The organism is Caballeronia sp. M23-90 (assembly GCF_053574605.1).
In genome coordinates this window covers 1-18,162 of record NZ_JBSIPA010000093.1, presented here as the reverse complement: position 1 = coordinate 18,162, position 18,162 = coordinate 1, and the positions used below count along the sequence as shown (strand labels likewise).

The window sequence follows — 18,162 nt, the reverse complement described above, 5'->3', positions numbered from 1 at the left end:
TCCGCGCCGACCCAGAACGTCCCGTTGATTGCCAGGTCCGTCCAGCCGCGCACGCGAGCGGGCGTGAATTCCTGGATCGTGGAGTTGATCGCCGTGTATTCGCCGCCGATACCCGCGCCGGTAAGAAACCGAAACAGCACGAAACTCGCGAGATCCCAGGAAAACGCGGTCGCAGCGGTCGCGGCCACGTACAGAAACAACGTGATGAAAAAGAGTTTCCGGCGCCCCAGCCGGTCGGTTAGCCAGCCGAAACCCAGCGCGCCGACCACCGCGCCGGCAATGTAGGCGCTGCCGCCAATGCCGACGTCGGCATTGGAAAATTTCAGTACATGGCTCGCCTTGAGCGCACTCGCCACCGCACCGGCCAGCGTGACTTCGAGCCCGTCGAGCAGCCACGTGATGCCGAGCGCCGCCACGATCAACGTGTGAAACCGCCCCCAAGGCAACCTGTCGAGCCGCCCGGGCAGATCCGTTTCGATGATCGTTGCGGACGCCTTGTCATCGTGGTCGACGTCGGAGACTGCGGTGGTGTCGTTCATGCATTTAGCCGGGTGCGTGGGAAAAATCCGGCCCGATGCATGCCGGTAGCGTACTAATTACCGGGTTTTCGAGCAAAAACCGTACCGTCGCAGATGTTTTTGATCGCCGGTTGAAGTGCAGCGCGTTACGTGCTAAAAACGCGCTCCACTTTTTGTTTGCGATGCTCGGCGGGGTTCACGCTGCCGTCGCTCACCCCATGACTTATTGCGCGATCGATTTCGGCACGTCGAACTCAGCGGTCGCTTTGCCTGACGGGGCATCGATCCGGCTTGCTCCGGTCGAAGGCAACGCCACCACGCTGCCGACCGCTGTGTTTTTCAACACTGACGAGGACGAGCAGGCCTACGGGCGCGCGGCGCTCGAGGCTTATATCGACGGTTTCGACGGCCGTTTGATGCGCTCCATGAAAAGTATTCTCGGCTCGCCGCTTGCCGAGACCAGCACGGATCTCGGCGACGGTTCCGCGATTCGCTACGTCGATGTCATCACGCTGTTCCTCCAGCACCTGAAGCAGAAGGCGCAAGCCGTGTCGAGCACGCCGATCACCCGCGCCGTGCTCGGCCGCCCGGTATTTTTCGTCGATGACGACCCGCGCGCCGATCAACTCGCCCAGAACCAGTTGCAGGCTGCGGCACAGGCCATTGGCCTCACGGACATCCACTTCCAGTACGAACCGATCGCGGCGGCTTTCGACTACGAGGCGAGTCTCACGAAAGAAGCGCTGGTCCTGGTCGCGGACATTGGCGGTGGTACGTCGGACTTCTCGCTCGTGCGAGTCGGGCCGGAGCGCGCTGAAAAGTTGTCGCGTAAAGACGACGTGCTCGCACATTACGGCGTGCACGTGGCTGGTACGGACTTCGACCGGCGCGTCGAACTTGCGACGATCCTGCGCGAACTCGGCTACCAGTCGATTGCGCCGGAAGGCCGCGAAGTGCCGAATCGCGTTTATTTCGATCTCGCCACCTGGCATTTGATCAACACGGTCTACGGGCCGAAACGCGTGGGCGAACTGCAATTGATGCGGCATCTCTACAGCGATCAGCGGCATCACGACCGGCTGATGCGCGTTGTCGACCGGCGCCTGGGCCATGCGCTGGCATCGCACGCGGAAGCCGCGAAGATCGATGTCGCCGCGGGCGGCGAGACCACCATCGGCATGGAGGAGGTCGAAGAGGCGCTGCGCATCGGCTTTACGGCGCAACAACTCGTCGATGCAGGGCTGGAAGAAACGCGCCGGATTGCGCAAGCTGCCGAGGAGACGGTGCGTCGCGCGGGCGTTGCTCCAGCCGATGTAAGCGCGGTCTACTTCACGGGCGGTTCCACCGGCCTCAGCTTTCTTTCGCAGTCGATATCGAGCGCATTTCCCGCAGCCGAGGCCGTTTTCGGCGATCGTCTCGCGAGCGTTGCAACCGGACTCGGAATCTATGCGCGGCGGCTATTCGGTTAATCGGTATTAATTGCTAATTTTTGTTTGGATAAATTAAAGCCGCTTCTCGATGACTCCGCATAAACCCGTGAAGTAAAAAGAAAAAACCCCGCGAATGCGGGGTTTTCTTTTGCTGAATCAAACCGACTAAAACTTAAGCCGGTTTGATGTTTGCAGCTTGTTTGCCCTTCGGGCCAGTCTTCACTTCAAAGGTAACCTTCTGGTTTTCCTGAAGCGTCTTGAAGCCTTCCGTGCGAATTTCGGAGAAATGAGCGAACAGATCTTCGCCGCCGCCGTCCGGCGTGATGAAGCCAAAGCCCTTTGCGTCATTGAACCACTTGACGGTACCGGTTTCCATGTTACGTGTTCCTAAAGATGTTGAATAAGGCCGAGGCCCGAATGTGCATGAAAATCAAGGAAGGGGCAATGGGACCAACCGGAGTACCGTACTGGGCGAACTACGAAAGACCAATTCACTCGCCGCTTGAAATCCTGCAAGAGGGTTTATACGGCGAATCAAACACGAGGTCAAATAATAACCGACCGGAATTTGGGGTTTTTTGAGACACGGTTCGCTTCTTGTGAGGCGTGATCGTCGGACATCGAAAGTTAATCTTACAAGTCTTTCGTTTCTCGATGTTTGCCGATGCAGACACAAATCATGTGTCATTAGGAAACCTCATACAACACATTGCTTCGACAGCCGTTAAACTACGCGCCACGCTGGTGCGAGGAGGGGGATTGAACCGAAAAGTACGTACAAGTTCATCAACCCGCACTTGTCGATCGGAAGTTTGCTGACTCAAGGAGATGGAGTGAAAAGTTCTATTCAACGGAACATCGGACCAGTTGCGTTGCTGCTGACGGGTCTGGGTTCCATCATCGGCTCTGGCTGGTTGTTTGGCGCCTGGAAGGCGGCCAAGATTGCGGGGCCTGCTGCCATCGTGGCATGGGTGATTGGCGCGCTCGTGATTCTCGCCATCGCGCTCACTTATGCTGAACTCGGCGCAATGTTCCCTGAGTCCGGCGGCATGGTGCGATATGCCCGCTATTCACATGGCGCGCTGGTTGGATTCGTCAGCGCATGGGCGAACTGGATCGCGATTGTTTCGGTGATTCCTATTGAAGCGGAGGCATCGATCCAATACATGAGCACATGGCCTTATGCGTGGGCGCATGCGCTATATGTCGATGAATCTCTAACGCCGATAGGGTTGGGGTTATCGGCAATGTTGGTCATCGTTTATTTCCTTTTGAATTATTGGGGCGTGAAATTATTTGCTCGCGCCAATTCGATGATTACCGTCTTCAAGTTCATTATCCCCGGCGCGACAATTTTGGGATTGATGCTTACCGGTTTTCATTCGGAAAACTTTGGTACGGCGTCGAGTTTCGCACCTTATGGATGGTCGGCGGTATTAACCGCAGTGGCGACCAGCGGTATCGTCTTCAGTTTCAACGGTTTCCAGAGTCCAGTTAATCTGGCCGGTGAAGCCCGTAATCCGTCCAAGAGCATTCCGTTTGCGGTGATTGGTTCGATCCTGCTTGCATTGGTTATTTATGTGCTGCTGCAGGTCGCCTATATCGGCGCGGTAAGTCCAGGCGATGTGCTGAAAGGGTGGAGCCATTTCAACTTCGCTTCGCCTTTTGCAGAACTGGCATTGGCGCTGAACCTCAACTGGCTTGCGTTCCTGCTTTATGTCGATGCATTCGTGAGTCCCAGCGGCACCGGCACCACGTATATGGCGACCACGTCGCGCATGATCTACGCAATGGAACGTAACAACACGTTGCCGAAGTTCCTGGGCAGCGTGCATCCGCTTTACGGCGTGCCGCGTCCGGCGATGTTCTTCAACTTGATCATCGCGTTCATCTTCATGTTCTTCTTCCGCGGGTGGAGCTCGCTGGCGGCGGTGATTTCGGTTGCCACCGTGATCTCCTATCTGACTGGACCGGTCAGCCTGATGGCGTTGCGCCGGGCGGCGACGGATTTACATCGGCCATTGACGATTCCGGGCATGAGCATCATTGCGCCGTTCGCGTTCGTGTGCGCGTCTGAAGTGTTGTATTGGGCGAAATGGCCGCTGACCGGTGAAATCATCGTGTTGATGGTGGTTGCGCTGCCAGTTTATTTCTACTATCAAGCTAAAACTGGTTTCGATACTTGGGGAAATGACCTGAAAGCCTCGTGGTGGCTGGTGGCATATTTGCCGTCTATGGCGGTTTTATCGCTGATCGGCAGCAAGGAATTCGGCGGCCGTGGATTATTGCCGTATGGCTGGGATATGGCCCTTGTGGCAGTCCTCGCGCTCGCGTTTTATTATTGGGGCGTGCATACCGGGTACAGGACGCAATATCTCGAGGAGCGTGAAAGCCACGATGAAATCCTGGAAGGTATCGGTCATTGAATTGACGGCTTGAATACCTGACCATAAGAACCCGCCTGGACTTGCAGGCGGGTTTTTTTCATTCGCGGCAAATCGACGTGTTTTGCGTCAATCAAGCGTCGCCGAAAACGTAATTCGTCATGGCCAGCGTTTTTTGGAATGTGCCGAGCGACTGAATATCGAGTCCGAAATCGTCGCCCGCAGCGCCCAATGCGCCGAAAATCGGCAGCAGATGTTCATCGGTCGGATGCATCAGGACGGCATGAGGCGCCTGTTTCCGATAGTCCAGCAGCGCCGCAATATCCCGATCCGCCATCTTGTCTTCGAACCAGTTCGTAAATTCCGTCACACGCGGATCCCCGTCTTCCGGCCGCGCGCCGAAATCGGCCGTACGCAGGTTGTGCGTGATCTGGCCCGAGCCCACGATCATCACGCCATCGCCGCGCAATGCCCGCAGCGCACGGCCTATGCGGTAGTGGTGCGCCGGATCGAGATGCGGTTGTATCGATAGTTGCGCGACCGGAATGGCCGCATCCGGGTACATCAGCAACAACGGAACCCACGCGCCGTGATCCAGGCCGTGTTCGGTGACCGCCGACGCAATGCCCGCTTGCGTCAAAAGCGTAGCGGCGTGCTCTCCGAGTTCAGGCGCGCCGGGCGCGCGGTAGCGGATCTCGTACAGCGCTCGCGGAAAGCCATAAAAGTCATGGATGGTTTCCGGTTGTTCCGCGATGCTCGCGACCGGCTGCGCCGTGCCCCAATGAGCGGAGAGCATGAGGATTGAACGCGGGCGCTCGAAACGCGTAGCGAACGAAGCGAACTCCGCCGATGGCATCGACGGGTCGATAGGCAGTGTCGGTGCGCCGTGGGAGATGAAGACGGTAGGAAGCCGGGACATGGCAGCGAGCCTCTATAAGAGTGGTTGCCATGAATATACGGCTACTCAGAGCGTTGATAAACGGTCGCTGAGGAGATGAATTGTGTCGTGCCTGTTGTTAATGCTCGGCGTTCTTCAGGCCGGGCCAAGCGGTTGCGATGGGACGCCCGACAGCAAACATGTCGATGACGCGATCCACCGTCTGATCGACCATTTCATCGATAGAACCTGGCCGGTGATAAAACGCCGGCAGCGGCGGAAAAATCACGCCGCCCATTTCGGTGACGGACGTCATATTGCGCAGATGCGCGAGGTTGAACGGCGTCTCGCGCACCATCAAAACAAGCCGCCGGCGTTCTTTGAGCACGACATCAGCCGCGCGGGTGATGAGATTGTCCGATAACCCCAGCGCGATGCTCGCCAGCGTTTTCATGGAGCAGGGCGCGACGATCATGCCGTCCGTCGCAAACGATCCTGATGCAATGCTTGCGCCGACATCGCGCACGTTGTGCACGACGTCCGCGAGCGCGTGGACGGTGGATTTATCGAGTGTCAGTTCGTGCTGGATATTCAGCCAACCCGCATTCGATATCAACAGGTGCGTTTCCACGCCGCCGAGGCGGCGCAGCGTTTCAAGCAGTCGCACGCCGTAGATCGAACCCGTGGCGCCGGTGATCGCGACGATCAGCCGTCGCGGTACGGGGTCGGAGGGCGAAGTACGGTCGGCTACCAAGCTCGGGACAGACTCAGGCAGCGGCAAACAATTGCTGCAATTCGCCCGATTCGTACATTTCCATCATGATGTCCGACCCGCCGATGAACTCACCCTTCACATAAAGCTGGGGAATGGTCGGCCAGTTCGAGAATTCCTTGATGCCCTGGCGCACGCCTTCGTCTTCCAGGACGTTGACCGTCTTCAACTCGGTCACGCCGCAAGCCTTGAGGACCTGGATGGCGCGGCCGGAGAAACCGCACATCGGGAATTGCGCCGTGCCTTTCATGAACAGCACGACCGGTGCTGCATCGACGATTTGCTTGATGCGTTCTTGCGTATCCATGGTCTTTCCTGCGATGCGTTGTAATGCGGGTTGATTTGGGGGTCGAGCGGCGCGAGATTTATGCGCCAACGTGTCTGAAATGATAGCGGATTTCAATCGGCGCAGCTTGAGCGCGCCCGGAGCTCATGCCGCGAACACGCCGCCACTGGCGCGTTCGATTCCGGCGAGATCGTATTCGGAACGGACATCCGAGAAGCCGCGCGCCGTCAGCAGCGCCCGAACGTCCTCCGCCTGGTCGTAGCCGTGTTCCAGCCACAGAGAACCATTCGCGGCGAGAAAAAACGGCGCCGTCTGGATGATCGTGCGAATTGCGCTGAGTCCGTCGGCTTCGTCGGTGAGGGCGGCGCGCGGTTCGAAACGCAGGTCGCCTTCGGCCAGATGCGGATCGTTTTGCGCGATGTACGGCGGATTGCTCACGATCACTTCGAACCGCTGCGCCGGGTCCAACGCCTCCGTCCAGTTGCTTTGGACGACGGTCAGCGACCGGTCGATGCCGAGCAACTTCGATGCATTCGCGGCCGCAACCGCGAGCGCTTCCGCGGATCGATCGACGGCCCAGACTTTTGCGTCGTGGCGGGACGAGGCGATCGCGACAGCAATCGCACCGCTGCCCGTACCGAGATCGAGCACGCGTGGCTCGTGCATTCCCTCGATCTTCGCCAAAGCGATCTCGACCAGCAATTCGGTTTCGGGGCGGGGAATCAGCACATCGGGCGTCACGTCGAATGACAGCCCGAAAAACTCGCGCGTTCCAACAAGCTGCGCGATCGGTTCGCCATCCGTCCGTCGTCGAGCAAGCGCTTCAAAGCGGTCGACGCTTTCCTCGGGCAGTTCCTCGTCATCGCGCGTGATCAGTTCCGTGCGCCGCCAGCCGAGCACATGCTCGAGCAGGATCCGCGCTTCAAGCGCAGGCAACGGTGATGCCCGCAAGAGCCCGGCAACGGTTGTCATTCGGCATCGCCCAGCGCGGCCAGCAACTCGGCCTGATGTTCACTGACGAGCGCGGCCACGAGTTCACCGATATCGCCGTCCATGATTGCGTCGAGCTTGTAGAGCGTCAGGTTGATCCGATGATCCGTCATCCGCCCTTGCGGGAAGTTATACGTGCGAATGCGCTCCGACCGGTCTCCCGATCCGATCAAACTCTTGCGCGTCGCGGCTTCCTTCGCGTGCTGCTCGTGATATTGCTTGTCCATGATCCGCGCGGCGAGCACTTTCAGCGCACGGTCCTTGTTCTTGTGCTGCGAGCGGTCGTCCTGGCATTCCACGACGATGCCCGTCGGCAAGTGCGTCACGCGCACGGCCGAATCTGTCTTGTTGATGTGCTGACCGCCCGCGCCCGAAGCGCGGAAGGTATCGATGCGCAAGTCGGCCGGATTGATCACGACCTCGCCGATTTCATCGGCTTCCGGCATCACTGCGACCGTGCACGCCGACGTGTGAATGCGCCCTTGCGTCTCGGTCGCCGGAACCCGCTGCACGCGATGCCCGCCCGACTCGAACTTCAGCTTCGAATACACATTGAGCCCCGCGATCCGCACGATCACTTCCTTGTAACCGCCCAGATCCGACGCGCTTTCCGACATCATCTCGACCGTCCAGCGATTGCGCTCTGCGTATCGGAGATACATGCGCAGCAGGTCGCCGGCGAACAACGCGGATTCATCGCCGCCCGTGCCCGCGCGGATTTCGATGAAGATATTGCGGTCGTCGTTGGGATCTTTCGGCAGCAGCATGGCTTGCAGATCGCGTTCGATCGCCGCCATCCGCTCGCGCGCCTCGCCGATCTCCTCTTCTGCGAAGTCGCGCATGGACGGATCGGTGAGAAGTTCCTGGGCGGTGCGTTCGTCGTTCGCTGCCTGGCGCCACAACGCGTATTGCTCGACCACGGGCCCGATCTCCGCATTTTCCTTCGTGATCTTCCGATACTGATCCAAATCGGCGGTCACATCTTCGCGGCTCATCAGGTCATTGAGTTCGGCCAGCCGGGTAGTGAGCTGGTCGAGCTTGCTTTGCATGCTCGTTTTCATGGGGTGCTGGAGCGAGGCTCCGGAGAAGACTGCGATCAGGAAAGCGGCCTAAAAATACGGCGCTATTGAAGACGAGACGGCGGCTGTAACCGCTAAAGGCGGGCGAGGGGCGCTAATTCTCCGTGGGATCGTTCGATCCCACCGGATGGCCGTGTTTGTAGAGTCCGCCCATCAATTCGATGAGCTGGTCGCGGTTCTCATGGCTGGCACGGCTGAGCGCGTGCGTGGGACCATGGATCAGCTTGTTGGTAAGCGACTGCGACAGCGCTTCGAGCACGCCTGCCGGATCTTCGCCGCGCGCGAGCATCTTGCGAGCGCGTTCGACTTCGGCGCGGCGCAGGGCGTCGGCTTGCGTGTGCATGTGACGGATCACCGGCACGATGCTGCGTGCATCCAGCCATTGCATGAAACCTTGCACGCGTGTGTCGATGATCGACTCGGCCTGCGCCACCGCCGCCTGGCGCGACGCGCTGCCTTCGCGCACGATCGCGCCGAGATCGTCGACGGTATAGAGGAACACGTCCTGCAACTCGCCCACTTCTGGCTCGATGTCGCGTGGTACGGCGAGATCGACCATGAAAATCGGCCTGTGGCGGCGGGCTTTTACCGCCCGCTCGACCGCGCCCAGCCCGATGATGGGCAAGGTGGACGCCGTACACGACACGATGATGTCGAACTCATGCATGCGTGCCGGAAGCTCGGACAGCGGAATGGAGCGTCCGTTGAAACGATCCGCGAGTTTCTCGCCGCGTTCGGCGGTGCGGTTCGCCACCACGAGTTCACGCGGCTTTTGCGCGGCGAAATGGGTCGCGCACAACTCGATCATTTCGCCGGCGCCAATGAACAACACGCGCTGGCCGGAGATATTTTCGAAGATCCGCTGCGCGAGACGCACGGCGGCAGCCGCCATGGAAACCGATTGCGCGCCGATTTCGGTCGTCGTGCGGACTTCCTTGGCGACGGCAAACGTGCGCTGAAACAACTGATTGAGATACGTGCCAAGCGCGCCAGCTTCGGAGGCGGTGCGCACCGCATCCTTCATCTGCCCCACGATCTGCGTCTCGCCGAGCACCATGGAATCGAGCCCGGAGGCGACTCGAAACGCATGCCGAACGGCTTCGGACTGCGGCAGCGCGTACACGTGCGGCGCGAGTTCGGAGACTGGCAAGTTGTGATACTTCGAAAGCCAGTGGACGGCGGCGTCGCGTGCCGCTTTGTCGCTGGTCGCGCAATACAGCTCCGTGCGGTTGCACGTGGAGAGGATTGCGGCTTCCGGCGCCGCCTTGCCCATGGACCCGAGCCACAGGTCCTTCAGCGCGCCGAGGGCCGGCTTGATTTGTTCGAGCGGAAACGCCACGCGTTCGCGCAGGGCGACAGGCGCAGTGTGGTGGTTGATTCCGATCGCGAGGAGCTGCATGTTGTGGGCCTGAGCTGATGGCCTTTAAAAATGCCTAAGAATTAGCCCAATATTATAGCCTTTCACGAAACTCTTCAGTTCCTCCCGGCGGACCTCCGGCGAAACCCATGCCAGACAAGCCACCTGGCATTTCCGAGGCTTCGATCCGGTCCAGTTGGTAGCCATAGCCGTAAAGCGGCGTCAGCCGGTATCCGGTTTCCGGACGAAGATGCAATTTCGAGCGCAGGCGCGATGCATGGGTATCGAGTGTGCGCGACGCCATGTCGCTGCCCCGAGGCCACACTACTTCCATGATGTGGGCCCGTGACACGGCGCGCGACAGGTTGGTGAACAACAGCCGTGCGAAGCGGAATTCCTTCGGCGTGAGCAGAACCCGCTGGTCAGCAAAACTGACGCTCAATTCGGAAGAATTGAATCGGTAGTCGCCGAAATGCTCGGCTGCAGGCGTGCGCACCATGCTGCGCCGGGCGAGCACTTCCACGCGGGCGGCGAGTTCGTCGAAGCGCACGGGTTTCGAGACGCAGTCGTCCGCGCCGGCCTTCAGGCACGCCACCACGTCGGACTCGTTCTGGCTCGATGCCATCAGCACGATGGGAAGCTGCGGCGCCAGATGCCGGACCCGTTCGATGATTTCCGCGCCGATCATGTCGCGCGTTTCATTGGCGGTGATCAGCAGGTCGAACGTGTCGTGCCGCATACGGTCGAGCAGCGCCGGCGGAGTCGGAAAGAAATGACAGAAATGGCCGTCCAGGACGAGAGTCCGGCGGATGAGTGCGGCGTGCTGAACGTCCGCGTCGATGATGGCGATTCGCATGATTTCTTACGCCGCCGCGTGCTTCGAGTAAGAGGGCCGCACGGCGCGGCGTGTGCTTGCCATCGCCATTCCAGCCCCCTAAACTCAACCGCTGCGCTGCGAGCGCCTTCCAAACCTTCTAATAACACAGGATTGAAAATGCTAGTTCACCCATCCGATTCGACACATAGGTTTAGTCTGAATTCGGTCCGGATGAATTCCTGATGGGTTGGTTTGGCATCGTTTTTCTCGGACTCGTGATCGGATTGGCGGGCTGGTGGCTGCATCCCTTGCGCCGGTCGGGCGCAAAACGCGCCGGCCGTTTCTGGCTGGCCCTGGCTGCCGCCGTCCTTGGCGCAGTCGTCGCGAAGATGTTAGGCAACGTCACTGGCGCTTTTCACGATGGCGATTCGCTGGAATGGCTGACGTGCGCGCTGGTCGCGCTCGTCGCGGTGAGCGTCGCGGTCGGGCTGGCGGCGCGGCGTTAAATAATTTCTGCAGGTGACTCCATGAACGATCGACTGATTTCCCCCAATGCCGAGACCTTCGCCCGGCGAATCGAGTTGCTGCGCGGTGTCATGGCGCGCGAGGCGCTGGCCGCCGTGCTGGTGCCGTCGTCGGATCCGCATATCTCGGAATACTTGCCCGAGCGCTGGCAGGCGCGGCAGTGGCTGTCGGGATTCACCGGGTCGGCGGGAACGCTGGTCGTGACGCCCGATTTCGCCGGCGTCTGGGCCGATAGCCGCTACTGGACGCAAGCTGAAGCGCAACTCGCCGGCACCGGCATCACGCTTGTGAAGATGATGGCCGGCCAGCAGTCGGCGCCTCACGTGGACTGGCTTGCCGAAAATGTGGCAGCGGGCGATACGGTTTCCGTCGACGGCACCGTGCTCGGCGTAGCCGCCGCACGCACGCTGAAGGACGCCCTGACAGCGCGCGGGATCGTGTTGCGCACGGATCTGGATCTGCTCGATGCCGTCTGGCCGGAGCGGCCGGGTTTGCCGTCGGACAGCGTTTATGAGCACGTTGCGCCCCAATCGAGCGTGTCCCGCGCGGATAAATTAGCCGATGTTCGCCGTGTGATGCGCGAGAAAGGCGCGCAATGGCATTTCATTTCCACCCTCGACGACCTCGCGTGGCTTTTCAACCTGCGCGGCGCCGACGTCACCTACAACCCTGTGTTCGTCGCGCATGCGTTGATCGGGCTGGATGACGCGGCATTGTTCGTCGGCGATGGAAAAATCCCAGCCGAGTTGAAAGCGTCGCTGCTGAAAGACAACGTGTATGTCGAGCCGTACGCCAAAACCGGCTATGCGCTTGCCGCGTTGCCGGCAGGCTCCACGTTGCTCGTCGATCCGCGCCGCGTCACGTTCGGCTCGCTCGAGAAAGTGCCGGCGAAAGTGAAGATCGTGGAGTCGGTGAATCCGTCGACCTTCGCCAAGTCGCGCAAGACGGCCGCCGATGCCGTCAACATTCGCGCCACCATGGAACAGGACGGCGCGGCCCTTGCCGAGTTTTTCGCGTGGTTCGAAGACGCGCTCGGGCGCGAGACGATCACGGAACTGACCATCGATGAAAAACTGACGGCCGCGCGCGCTCGCCGCCCGGGTTTCGTCACGCTGAGTTTTGCGACCATTGCCGGGTTCAACGCAAACGGCGCGATGCCGCATTACCGCGCCACCGATGACTCGCATTCGGTGATCGAAGGCAACGGTTTGTTGCTCATCGATTCAGGCGGGCAGTACCTGAGCGGTACGACGGATATCACGCGCGTGGTGCCCATCGGCAAGATCACCGCCGAGCACAAGCGCGATTTCACCGTCGTGCTCAAAGGGACGATCGCGTTGTCGCGCGCCCGTTTCCCGCGCGGCATCCGTTCGCCGATGCTCGATGCCATCGCCCGCGCGCCCATCTGGGAAGCGGGCGCGGACTATGGCCATGGAACCGGACATGGCGTGGGCTACTTCCTGAACGTGCACGAAGGTCCGCAGGTCATCTCGCACTACGCGCCGGCGGAGCCTTTCACGGCGATGGAAGAAGGCATGATCACGTCGATTGAGCCGGGGCTTTATCGGCCAGGGAAATGGGGCATTCGCATTGAAAACCTGGTGATGAACGAAGCCGCCGGCAAAACCGAATTCGGCGATTTCCTCAAGTTCGAAACGCTAACTTTGTGTCCGATCGATACACGCTGCATCGACCTCACCTTGCTGCGCGACGACGAACGCGCGTGGCTCAACGACTATCACGCAACTGTGCTTGAACGCGTTTCGCCGCATGTTTCCGGCGCGGCAAAAACGTGGCTCGAAAAACGCACGCAGGCTATTTAACGGAGCTCAAAGCGCATGGCGATCAAGGCAGTGGTGTTCGATTTCGGCGGCGTGCTGATCGACTGGAATCCCGACTACGTGTATAGCCGCCTGATTCCGGATGCGGCTGAGCGGCGCTGGTTCATGGACAACGTCGTGCACATGGACTGGGTGCTGCAGCAGGACGCAGGGCAGACCATCGCTGACGGCAACGCCGAGCTGATTGCCAAGTTTCCCGAGCATGAGGCGCTGATCCGCGCGTTCTACGAGCGCTGGCAGGAGATGGTGGCGGGCGTGCTGGAAGACGGCGTAGCGTTGGTGGACAAGCTGGAAGCGGCGGATATTCCGCTGTTCGGGCTGACCAACTGGTCGGCGGAAACCTTCCCGTGGGCGTGGGAGCGTTTTCCGGTGCTGCAGCGTTTTCGGGAAGTGGTGGTATCGGGACGCGTGCTGGTTGCGAAGCCCGATCCGGCGATTTTCGCGTTGATGTGGAAGGAAATCGACCGGCATTTTCCGGGCATTCAACCGCAGGAAGTCGTTTTCATCGACGATAACGCGAAGAACATCGCCGCCGCGACCGCACTTGGCTGGAACGCCGTGCATCACACGAACGCGGAGCAGACCGAAGCGCGTCTGCGAGCGCTCGGCTTGCCAGTCTGATCATTTCCCGAACAAATTCTTCAGCGCGTCGCCAATGTTCTTGACTACACCCCCCGCGTTCCTGGCGACGCCTTCCGCATTCACGCCAAGCGCCTTCGCGAAACCTGCTGCGAGTTTCTTCGTCAGGCTTTCGTTGAGCGAAAACTTCGGATCGCGCAGGTTGCCATCGAGTTCGAAGTCGAGCTTGATCTGATCGTGATTCTTCAACGCCGCGATTGCGATCTTCGTGGGGATGGAGAGGAACGTGTCGAGCGGATTCCCGTTATCCGATAACTGCAAATGGTTCAGCAGCACCGATCCCGGCGCGTGGATCGTGTAATTCTGCACGGTGGCGTCGAGCGTGAGATCGATCGTGCCGCCGGTCACCGTGGTGCGCGCGCCGGCCTTTTTCATCAGATACGGATCGAGCGTGGCAATATCGACATTACGCAAGGTCGTATGCGTCTGCGAATCCTTGTTCGCAATCTTCATCCAGCCGTTGAACGCAACCGTTCCCGTGTGCGACTGCCCTTTGATCGAGCCGGTCATGTCGAGCTGGGTCGGCTCCGTGAGCGCGGGGAGATGCAAGTTGTCAACTGTTGCGCGGGCATTTGAAATCAGGATCCGATACGGCGGCTGTTGCACCGATTCATCGAAGAATTCCATGGCGCCGCGCTCGAACGAGACATGATCGATCAGGCGGTCTTCGCGCGCATGCTCGGCGGCTTCGGTTGAACTGGCTTGCGCCTCGCGCGTGGACTGCTTGAGGTTGGGAAGCAGGTCGACACGGCCGTCCGGAAAACGCGCTACCGAGAGATAAAAGCCATCGACCGTGATGTGACGCAGATGCAGCGTGCTGGTCAGCACGGAGCGCATATCGACGTTGAGCGTCACGCGTTCGGCACGCAATGCGTCTTCCGTGGGCCAGCCCTTCGGACCGCGCAAACGCAGACGGCTGAGCGTGATCCGCGAGTAACCGACATCGACATCTTCCACTGATCCGAGCGGCCCGAGCGCTTCCACGACACGGGCCTTCATCTCGTGCATGACGTACAGCCAGCCGCCGCCCGCCGCGAGCAGCAGAATCACGATCACCGCGCCCGCCCACAGCACCACGCGCTGCGCCTTCGAACCCGCCATCCCGATGTCTCCAAATCAAGCCGCGCACGGGCGGCGAGCCGATGCGTTGTTGGTCGTTATTCTCGATCTGCCGCGTTTAGCGGATGATCGGCTTGTAGCGCAGGCGCTTCGGTTTCGCGGCTTCGTCACCGAGACGATTGCGCTTGTCGGCTTCGTATTCTTGATAGTTGCCATCAAAGAACGTCACTTGCGAATCGCCTTCGAACGCGATGATGTGCGTTGCGATGCGGTCAAGGAACCAGCGATCGTGCGAGATCACGAGCACCGATCCCGCGAATTCCAGCAACGCGTCTTCCAGCGCCCGCAGCGTTTCAACGTCCAGGTCGTTCGACGGTTCATCCAGCAGCAATACGTTGCCGCCTTCAATCAGCGTCTTTGCCAGATGCAACCGGCCACGCTCACCGCCCGACAATGCGCCGACCGTCTTCTGCTGGTCGCCGCCCTTGAAGTTGAACCGGCCAATATACGCCCGCGACGGCGTTTCATATTTGCCCACGGTCAGCACATCCGCACCGCCCGAAATTTCTTCGAACACAGTCTTGTTGCCATTGAGCGCGTCGCGACTTTGATCCACGTAAGCCAGCTTCACGGTCGGGCCGGTCACGATCTCGCCCGAATCCGGCTGCTCCTTACCCGTGAGCATGCGGAACAATGTCGACTTCCCTGCGCCATTTGGCCCGATTATTCCGACAATCGCACCCGCCGGGATCTTCATGTTGAGGTTATCGATCAACAAACGGTCGCCATATGCCTTGCTGACGTTCTTGAATTCGATCACTTCATTGCCCAGACGATCGCCGACCGGGATGAAGATTTCCTGCGTTTCATTGCGCTTCTGGTATTCCTGGCTGTTGAGTTCCTCGAACCGCGCTATACGCGCCTTCGATTTCGCCTGACGTCCCTTCGGGTTCTGGCGCACCCATTCCAGTTCCTTCTTCAGCGCTTTCTGACGCGCCGATTCCGACGATTCTTCCTGCTTCAGCCGGTCCTGCTTCTGGTCGAGCCAACTGCTGTAATTGCCCTTCCACGGAATGCCGTGGCCGCGGTCGAGTTCGAGAATCCATTCGGCGGCGTTATCGAGGAAATAGCGATCGTGGGTCACGGCGACGACCGTGCCCGGATAACGCGTCAGGAATTGCTCGAGCCAATCGACGGATTCTGCATCCAGGTGGTTGGTCGGTTCATCGAGCAGCAGCATGTCGGGCTTTTGCAGTAACAACTTGCAGAGCGCCACGCGGCGTTTTTCACCGCCGGACAAATGTTCGATCTTCGCGTCCCACGCGGGGAGACGCAGCGCGTCGGCGGCGACTTCGAGCTGTTGCTCGGGCGTGCCGCCGTCGCTCGTTGCGAGGATGGCTTCGTATTTAGCTTGCTCGGCGGCGAGGGCGTCGAAATCGGCGTCGGGCTCAGCGTAGGCCGCGTAGATGTCGTCCAGTTTCTTTTGCGCGGTGAAGACGTCGCCGAGACCGTCTTCGACTGCTTCTCTCACGGTTTGCTGCGGGTCGAGTTGCGGTTCCTGCGGCAAGTAGCCGATGTTCAGGTTCGGCATCGGCGTGGCTTCGCCTTCGATTTCCTTGTCGACGCCCGCCATGATGCGGATCAGCGTCGATTTACCCGAGCCGTTCAGGCCGAGCAGGCCAATCTTGGCGCCCGGGAAGAACGACAGCGAGATGTCCTTCAGGATCTGGCGTTTCGGCGGCACGATCTTGCCGACGCGGTTCATGGTGAAGACGTATTGGGCCATTTGCGGATTCGGTTGTCTTGAGGTTTTCGGGGTTTTGCTTTTCGAGGCTGGCTTCGGCTGACGGCGGCTGGCGTTTCAAGCCGCTGCAGCGATGCACCTCGATTCAATACGCGACGATGCGTGTCCCAAGGGAGCAGGAACGTGCCGACATTGTACTTCGATGGATACCGGTGGTCGGCGTGGAGTCCGGCGATTCAGCGCCAGAGCGCTGCGCCGCTGTGCCGGGAGCACGTTCCGCTGTGATGGCTGCTGAAACTCCAGGCGCCAACGACCATTTTCCTGACTTCAGGAAAATGGTCCGCGAGGATGCTACCCGCTCTCTTTCCGGCGGCATCGGGAGATGAAAAAAGCGGGATCCCTCTACCAGGGACCCCGCTTTTCGGAACGAGTACGGACGGAAAATCGTTAAATCACACGTTAAACAAGAAATTCATCACATCGCCGTCGTGGACCACATATTCCTTCCCTTCGGCCCGCATCTTCCCGGCTTCCTTCGCGCCCTGTTCGCCTTTGAACGCAATGAAATCATCGAACGCAATGGTCTGTGCGCGAATGAAGCCGCGCTCGAAGTCCGTATGGATCGCGCCCGCGGCCTGGGGGGCCGTATCGCCGATATGAATCGTCCACGCCCGCACTTCCTTCACGCCTGCCGTGAAATACGTCTGCAATCCCAGCAGCGTGTAGCCCGCGCGAATCACGCGGTCGAGGCCCGGCTCGTCCATGCCGATATCGGCGAGAAACTCTTGCTTGTCGGCGTCGTCGAGATCGGCGATTTCCGCTTCGATAGCCGCGCAAACGGCCACCACCGGCGATTTTTCGGCTTCCGCGTACTTGCGCACCGCGTCCAGATGCGGATTGTTCTCGAAGCCGTCGTCCTTCACGTTCGCCACGTACATGGTCGGCTTGGCCGTGATCAGGCACAGCGGCTTGATCAGCAGGAGTTCGTCCTCGCTCAGGTCCAGGCCACGCACGGGCTTCGCCTGGTCGAGCTGCGCCTGGATCTTTTCGAGCAGGGGCACGAGCTTCGCCGCTTCCTTGTCGTTGCCGGAACGCGCCGATTTCGCATAACGATGATGCGCCTTCTCCACCGTCGACAAATCCGCCAGCGCCAGTTCGGTGTTGATGACTTCGATATCCGCCAGCGGGTCGATCTTGTTCGCGACGTGAATCACGTTCTCGTCTTCGAAGCAGCGGACCACATGCGTGATCGCATCGGTTTCGCGGATGTTCGCGAGGAACTTGTTGCCGAGACCTTCGCCCTTGCTCGCACCGGCGACGAGGCCGGCAATATCGACGAATTCAACGATCGCCGGAACCACGCGCTCGGGCTTGACGATGTCGGACAGGGCGGCGAGACGAGGATCGGGTACTTCGACCACGCCGACGTTCGGCTCGATCGTGCAGAACGGGTAGTTTTCGGCGGCGATGCCGGCCTTGGTCAGTGCATTGAACAGTGTGGACTTGCCGACGTTGGGCAAGCCGACGATGCCGCATTGGAGGCTCATGGGATCCTTCGAACTGGTGAAACGGCGTGCGCCGCGTGGGTCAACGCTGCATTTCGCTGTGCAGCGGGCGGCCACGTCTTGCGGGCCGGACAAACCCATATTGTACCGCTCTGGCCCGGCACGCTGGGCGCGCGGGGATCCACGGTCGAAACACCGTGTTGCGCATCAAATCTCGAAATACCCCCGCGGCTATAATGCCCGCATGACTTTCCACTCTCGAAATTTCCACGCGGTCGTGGTTGGCGGCGGCCTGGTCGGCAAGACGGCGGCGCTCGCGCTGACGCAATCCGGCTTGCA

At 60.1% G+C, this 18,162-nt stretch carries 18 protein-coding genes; 5 read left to right on the top strand and 13 right to left on the bottom strand.

The window, feature by feature from the left end:
• On the bottom strand, positions 1-539 hold a 539-nt coding region (locus ACRXB1_RS12200), incomplete at its 3' end, for an MFS transporter (protein WP_449492153.1).
• A gap of 197 nt (positions 540-736) precedes the next feature.
• Here ACRXB1_RS12200 and ACRXB1_RS12195 point away from each other — a divergent pair.
• Positions 737-1,987, top strand: a complete 1,251-nt coding sequence (locus ACRXB1_RS12195) for an Hsp70 family protein (protein WP_075359949.1) — start codon at positions 737-739, stop codon at positions 1,985-1,987.
• Positions 1,988-2,120: 133 nt separating this feature from the next.
• Here the strand turns inward: ACRXB1_RS12195 and ACRXB1_RS12190 are convergent, their stop codons facing one another.
• Entirely contained in the window at positions 2,121-2,324 is a 204-nt protein-coding gene (locus ACRXB1_RS12190) for a cold-shock protein (RefSeq protein WP_060858913.1), read from the bottom strand.
• A 457-nt stretch (positions 2,325-2,781) separates the two neighbouring features.
• Between ACRXB1_RS12190 and ACRXB1_RS12185 the strand changes: the two genes are divergently transcribed.
• A complete protein-coding gene (locus ACRXB1_RS12185; protein ID WP_375507858.1) occupies positions 2,782-4,374 on the top strand; it encodes an APC family permease in 1,593 nt (530 codons plus the stop codon).
• A gap of 91 nt (positions 4,375-4,465) precedes the next feature.
• On the opposite strand, the gene ACRXB1_RS12180 is transcribed toward ACRXB1_RS12185, so the two are convergent.
• The 7 genes from ACRXB1_RS12180 to ACRXB1_RS12150 form a co-directional block, all read right to left on the bottom strand.
• Entirely contained in the window at positions 4,466-5,251 is a 786-nt protein-coding gene (locus ACRXB1_RS12180) for a DODA-type extradiol aromatic ring-opening family dioxygenase (protein WP_375507859.1), read from the bottom strand.
• 97 nt (positions 5,252-5,348) lie between these two features.
• Positions 5,349-5,963 carry a UbiX family flavin prenyltransferase gene (locus ACRXB1_RS12175; RefSeq protein ID WP_062000398.1) on the bottom strand — a complete coding sequence of 205 codons (615 nt, stop codon included), beginning with the start codon at positions 5,961-5,963 and terminating at the stop codon, positions 5,349-5,351.
• A gap of 13 nt (positions 5,964-5,976) precedes the next feature.
• Complete coding sequence (gene grxD, locus ACRXB1_RS12170) at positions 5,977-6,288, bottom strand: Grx4 family monothiol glutaredoxin (RefSeq protein WP_075359953.1); 312 nt, start codon at positions 6,286-6,288, stop codon at positions 5,977-5,979.
• 123 nt (positions 6,289-6,411) lie between these two features.
• The gene (gene prmC, locus ACRXB1_RS12165) at positions 6,412-7,239 is read right to left on the bottom strand and encodes a peptide chain release factor N(5)-glutamine methyltransferase (protein ID WP_062168067.1); all 828 of its coding nucleotides are present in this window, start codon (positions 7,237-7,239) and stop codon (positions 6,412-6,414) included.
• On the bottom strand, positions 7,236-8,318 hold the full coding sequence (gene prfA / locus ACRXB1_RS12160) for a peptide chain release factor 1 (protein ID WP_174364871.1): 1,083 nt from the start codon (positions 8,316-8,318) through the stop codon (positions 7,236-7,238). The genes prmC and prfA overlap by 4 nt, the downstream gene beginning before the upstream one ends.
• 112 nt (positions 8,319-8,430) lie before the next feature.
• Positions 8,431-9,735, bottom strand: coding sequence for a glutamyl-tRNA reductase (gene hemA / locus ACRXB1_RS12155; RefSeq protein ID WP_449492152.1), 1,305 nt, complete (start codon positions 9,733-9,735; stop codon positions 8,431-8,433).
• A 52-nt stretch (positions 9,736-9,787) separates the two neighbouring features.
• The gene (locus ACRXB1_RS12150) at positions 9,788-10,549 is read right to left on the bottom strand and encodes a response regulator transcription factor (RefSeq protein WP_075359956.1); all 762 of its coding nucleotides are present in this window, start codon (positions 10,547-10,549) and stop codon (positions 9,788-9,790) included.
• Positions 10,550-10,752: 203 nt separating this feature from the next.
• Between ACRXB1_RS12150 and ACRXB1_RS12145 the strand changes: the two genes are divergently transcribed.
• From ACRXB1_RS12145 to ACRXB1_RS12135, 3 genes are read left to right on the top strand one after another with little or no spacing between them, the layout of a single operon-like run.
• Positions 10,753-11,016, top strand: a complete 264-nt coding sequence (locus tag ACRXB1_RS12145) for a hypothetical protein (RefSeq protein WP_174365723.1) — start codon at positions 10,753-10,755, stop codon at positions 11,014-11,016.
• A 21-nt stretch (positions 11,017-11,037) separates the two neighbouring features.
• Positions 11,038-12,858 (top strand): aminopeptidase P family protein, encoded by a 1,821-nt coding sequence (locus ACRXB1_RS12140; RefSeq protein ID WP_449492151.1) that lies wholly within the window; start codon positions 11,038-11,040, stop codon positions 12,856-12,858.
• A gap of 15 nt (positions 12,859-12,873) precedes the next feature.
• Positions 12,874-13,497 (top strand): HAD family hydrolase, encoded by a 624-nt coding sequence (locus tag ACRXB1_RS12135; protein WP_375507623.1) that lies wholly within the window; start codon positions 12,874-12,876, stop codon positions 13,495-13,497.
• Here ACRXB1_RS12135 and ACRXB1_RS12130 read toward each other — a convergent pair whose 3' ends face one another.
• From ACRXB1_RS12130 to ychF, 4 genes are all read right to left on the bottom strand, one after another.
• On the bottom strand, positions 13,498-14,616 hold the full coding sequence (locus tag ACRXB1_RS12130) for a DUF748 domain-containing protein (RefSeq protein WP_449492150.1): 1,119 nt from the start codon (positions 14,614-14,616) through the stop codon (positions 13,498-13,500).
• 76 nt (positions 14,617-14,692) lie between these two features.
• A complete protein-coding gene (gene ettA, locus ACRXB1_RS12125; RefSeq protein ID WP_062000389.1) occupies positions 14,693-16,360 on the bottom strand; it encodes an energy-dependent translational throttle protein EttA in 1,668 nt (555 codons plus the stop codon).
• 194 nt (positions 16,361-16,554) lie between these two features.
• Entirely contained in the window at positions 16,555-16,635 is an 81-nt protein-coding gene (locus ACRXB1_RS12120) for a DUF3761 domain-containing protein (RefSeq protein WP_449492154.1), read from the bottom strand.
• A gap of 135 nt (positions 16,636-16,770) precedes the next feature.
• Positions 16,771-17,865, bottom strand: a complete 1,095-nt coding sequence (gene ychF, locus ACRXB1_RS12115; protein ID WP_062000386.1) for a redox-regulated ATPase YchF — start codon at positions 17,863-17,865, stop codon at positions 16,771-16,773.
• Positions 17,866-18,162 lie beyond the last annotated feature (297 nt).